We start from the raw sequence: 325 nt of genomic DNA, 5'->3' as shown, positions 1-325 counted from the left end.
CCTGGGGACCCCGGGGAAGGCGCGATTCATTCTTTCTCCCACCGGCCTCTTTCAGAAACTCGCCTCGTCCCTCCGGGGGGAGGAGCCGGGGATGGGGATAGAGCTCCTCTCGGCTCTCCAGGACATGCTGAGAATGAGGCCCCGTCCCGGCAAAGAGGGTGGCGTGAACGTGGACATAACCGCGTCCGGAGAAGGCCCGGCAGGCACGCTCCGGCTGGGAACGGGAAAGCTTTTCCCCCTCCTTGCCGCGATGCTCGCGGGAGCGACGCAGGTGGCTCTCGAGATGAAAACCGGCGGCGCCTGCACGCTGACCGATATTGCCGGG

The 325-nt window shown here is 66.2% G+C and carries 1 protein-coding gene; it reads left to right on the top strand.

Features of this window, described 5'->3' with window-relative positions; genetic code table 11:
• A partial coding sequence (locus tag GTN70_00855; GenBank protein ID NIO15549.1) for a hypothetical protein occupies nucleotides 1-325 on the top strand: 325 nt, incomplete at both ends.

This window comes from Deltaproteobacteria bacterium (assembly GCA_011773515.1).
Classification (GTDB): Bacteria; Desulfobacterota; Deferrimicrobia; order J040; family J040; genus WVXK01.
Note: the sequence above shows the minus strand (reverse complement) of the source record. Positions and strands in the feature narration are given on the sequence as shown.